The sequence below is a fragment of the Micromonospora sp. LZ34 genome, from assembly GCF_052981855.1.
Map to the genome: position 1 here is coordinate 1 of NZ_JBRIQN010000121.1, position 3781 is coordinate 3781.

Below are 3781 nucleotides of genomic sequence, written 5' to 3' on the forward strand. Positions count from 1 at the left end.
GATCGAGAGCGCGGAGAAAGCTGTCATGGCTGCCTGCACCTGAGGCATGCTGTGACAGACGAGGGCATCGGGCCTGCTGATCGGAAGACTTGTCGCATCGCTATTTACCGCCTTGGTGATTGACATGATCCTTGAGACCTGACATATGGCGTCGGTGGATCTCGATCTCAGGTGAAGGAGGCGGCGAGGCGCAACGGATACCCGGTCGTCGATGGCGTCACGCCCAGCGCTGGAACGGGCGAGATCGGATCGTCCTGCTCGCGACGGCGGCTACAGAGGTTGAAAGGTCAGGGTTACGGCGGTCCTGGGTCGAGGATCAGACCGGTGTGGGTGAGGAAGCTGGTCAGGAGGTCGGGGCGGTACTGGATGCGCTTGAGCTGGTTCTTCAGTACGGCGGCGAGCTGGTCCACGTCAGTCACGGCGAGATTGCCCAGGCTGCGTTTGACGTGTGACCAGACGCCTTCGGTCGGGTTGAGGCCGGGGGCGTAGGCGGGAAGCTGGGATCACTTGGAGCCAGTCGCGGTTCGCGACGAGTTCGCGCATGGCGGTGCTGACGTGGGTGTTGAGGTTGTCCCACATCAGCACGATCGGCGCCTTGGAGGTACTGGTGGGCGGCATCCAATAGGGCGGCGTGGTCGGTCTCGGGAAGCTGCGCCGCTCACCGCTGTTCCCGCTGCATCAGCAGCGCCAGATCGCGGACGGTCTCAGCGAGGGCGGAACGGATGTGCAGCTCAGGCCGCTGGAATCGGACGGGGGGCACGACGCCTTTCTGGTCGACATCGCCCGCTTCGGCCCACCGGTGGCCAAGTTCTTGTCAGTGATTTGGTAGATAGGAGTATACCTTGCGTGAGGTTCTGTCAAAGGTCGCGCTCGTCACCGGCGCCAACCGCGGCATCGGCCGCGAGATCGCGCGGCAGCTCGCCGAGAACGGCCTACACACGCTGGTCGCCGGGCGTCGACGTGAGGCGGTGGCGGAAGCTGCGGCGAGCCTGCGGAGCATGGGTTTCGACGTCGCACCACTCGTCTTGGACGTCACCAAGCCGGAGAGCATCGCGGCGGCCGCCGCTGAGGTCGCCGAGAAGTATGGCCGCCTCGACATCCTGGTCAACAATGCGGGCATCCGCATCGAGGAGTACGGCAAGCAGCCCTCCGAGCAGCCCATGGAGCGGTGGCGGGAGACGTTTGACACCAACTTGTTCGGCGTTGTCGAGGTGACGACAGCCTTCCTGCCGCTCATCCGCAAGTCCGCGGCGGGACGCATCGTCAACGTCTCCAGCCTGCTGGCGTCGCTGACCAAGCACAGCGATCCGACGTCGTATGTCTACAGTGGCGCGTTTAAGTCCCTGCCCGCCTACAGCGCCTCGAAGAGCGCGGTGAACTCCTGGACCGTGCACCTGGCGTACGAGCTACGCGACACGCCGACAAAGGTCAACTCGGTGCATCCGGGCTACACCAAGACGGACCTGAACGACGGCGCGGGCGACCTAGAGATCCCGGTCGGAGCGAAGACGAGCGTCGACATGGCGCTGCTCGGCGCCGACGGCCCGAGCAGCAGCTATGTCCACCTGGGCGAAGTCCTCCCGTGGTAGAAGGGGTTCGTACAGTGAACAACGTCGCCCTGGTCACCGATGAGGCCAGTCTTCCCATCGACTACGACATGGCCCTGCTGCTCGACGCTTGCCGGGCCGCCGGGCTCGCTGCCGAGGTACGCGACTGGGAGGACCCGGCCGCCGACTGGTCGGCATATGACGCGGTTCTGCTGCGATCGCCGCGGACCTATGTGGACCGTCTGCCCGCGTTCTTCGCCTGGTGCGAGCGCGTCGACGCCGTGACGGAACTCCACAATCCGCTGCCCGTGGTGCGGTGGAGCCTCAACAAGCGATACATGGCCGATCTCGCCGCGCGCGGCGTACCGGTGGTGCCCAGCACGTTTGTTCCGCCGGACACGGATCCATCGGCCGCGGTGCGGCAGTTCCTCGCAGTGCATCCCGAGGCCGAGGAAATCGTCGTCAAGCCCACGGTGGGCGCCTACTCCAAGGATGTCCATCGCTTCGTCCGCTCGCTGGAGGCAGATGTGGCCGCCCATGTCGCACGGCTGCACTCCGACGGCTTCGTCGCGCTGCTCCAGCCGTACGTGGAGTCGGTCGACCGTGACGGCGAGACGGACTTGATCTACTTTGACGGCGTCTACAGCCACGCCATCCGCAAGAGCCCGATGCTCATGGCGGACGGCACAGTGAACGTCCCCACCTTCGAAAGCCGTACGCCCCGGGAAGCCGACGAGGATGAGCGCGCCGTGGCCTCGGCGGCGCTCGCGGCGGCCGGCGCGCACCTAGTACTCCAGCCGCACTTCCGTTAGCAGTGTTTGCGCAGCTAGGACTGCAGGTGTGGATCAGGCGTCAGGGTACATGATCGTCCATCGTAGACTGCGGCACTCGTGGCGGTGGACGATCTTTCGGGGTGGGCGGCAGGTCTGGATGACCTGATGGCGCGGATCGCTGGCCGGTTTCGGCGGGTGGAACCACGCCGGCGAGCCCGCGCGTACGTGCTGGGCCTGCTGTCGCCGCTGGCCGGCAAGAATGGCTGGACCCTGGCCGAGGCGGCCGGGGAGAACACACCTGACGGCATGCAACGCCTGCTCAACAGGACGGCGTGGGACGCCGACGAGGTCCGCGACGACCTGCGCAACTACGTCGCAGAGCACCTCGGCGACGCCGACGCCGTTCTGATCATCGACGAGACGGGGTTCCTGAAGAAGGGAACCAAGTCCGCCGGAGTCCAACGCCAATACTCCGGGACCGCCGGGCGGACCGAGAACTGCCAGCTCGGGGTGTTCCTGGCCTACGCGTCCGCGCACGGGCGCACCTTGGTCGACCGGGAGCTGTATCTGCCGCAAGGCTGGTGCGCCGATGACGCCCGGCGGACCGAAGCCGCCGTACCTGCGAAGGTGCGGTTCGCGACCAAGCCGGCACTGGGGTTGCAGATGCTGCGCCGCGTACTGGACGCGGGGCTGCCGGCCCGGTGGGTGACCGCCGACGAGGCCTACGGCAAGGACAGCAAGTTTCGGCTGTGGCTGCAGAGCCGCCGCATGGGCTACGTCCTGGCCGTGGCCTGCAATCAGAAGATCCCAACCGACGGCGGCAGTGCCCGCGCCGACGGCGCCAAGGGACCCCGTCTGTTTGACTGGGCCGTCGCCACCCTGCCCGACACCGGCACCGCCGACCACGGATTCACCCGCTGGCTGCTCATCCGCCGGTCGATCACCGCCCCCACCGAGCACGCCTACTACCTGTGTTACGGACCGGCCGACACCACTGACGAGGAACTCATCCGCGTGGCCGGCACCCGGTGGGCCATCGAGGAGTGCTTCCAGACCGCCAAGGGACAGGTCGGCCTGGACGACTACCAGGTGCGCCGCTACGACGCCTGGTACCGCCACATAACCCTCGCTATGTGCGCTCACGCCTTCCTCGCCGTCACCGCCGCCCAGGCGCAAAAGGGGGCACCACCGACCGGGCCGGGCTCGTCCCCCTCAGCCTCGCCGAGGCTCGACGTCTCCTGGCACACCTGATCACCCGCAGACGAACCCGCGACCACATCAATCAATGGTCATGGTGGCGGCGCCGCCACCAGTTCCGAGCCAAAACAAGCCACTACCAGCGAAGACAACGACTCAGCGAAGTGCGGCTGGAGTACTAGCCTAACCTCGGTCTTTCACGGTGTCCGTGATCTTGAGGGTTGAGAAGGCTCGGTAGAGACGGCGAAGTGCCTGCCGCGTAAG

At 66.4% G+C, this 3781-nt stretch carries 5 protein-coding genes; 4 read left to right on the forward strand and 1 reads right to left on the reverse strand.

Going from position 1 to position 3781, the window contains the following annotated elements; all coding sequences use genetic code 11:
- Positions 1 to 293: 293 nt before the first annotated feature.
- Entirely contained in the window at positions 294 to 419 is a 126-nt protein-coding gene (locus tag ACVCAH_RS37570) for a hypothetical protein (RefSeq protein ID WP_447140962.1), read from the reverse strand.
- A 212-nt stretch (positions 420 to 631) separates the two neighbouring features.
- On the opposite strand from ACVCAH_RS37570, the gene ACVCAH_RS37575 reads away from it, so the two are divergent.
- The 4 genes from ACVCAH_RS37575 to ACVCAH_RS37590 all read left to right on the forward strand — a co-directional run bounded on the left by ACVCAH_RS37575 (position 632) and on the right by ACVCAH_RS37590 (position 3571).
- Entirely contained in the window at positions 632 to 829 is a 198-nt protein-coding gene (locus tag ACVCAH_RS37575; protein WP_447140963.1) for a hypothetical protein, read from the forward strand.
- Between the two features lie 13 nt (positions 830 to 842).
- Positions 843 to 1589, forward strand: coding sequence for an SDR family oxidoreductase (locus tag ACVCAH_RS37580; protein WP_447140964.1), 747 nt, complete (start codon positions 843 to 845; stop codon positions 1587 to 1589).
- Between the two features lie 14 nt (positions 1590 to 1603).
- Positions 1604 to 2359 (forward strand): ATP-grasp domain-containing protein, encoded by a 756-nt coding sequence (locus ACVCAH_RS37585; protein ID WP_447140965.1) that lies wholly within the window; start codon positions 1604 to 1606, stop codon positions 2357 to 2359.
- Between the two features lie 126 nt (positions 2360 to 2485).
- Positions 2486 to 3571, forward strand: coding sequence for an IS701 family transposase (locus ACVCAH_RS37590; protein WP_447140966.1), 1086 nt, complete (start codon positions 2486 to 2488; stop codon positions 3569 to 3571).
- The last annotated feature ends 210 nt before the right edge of the window (positions 3572 to 3781 follow it).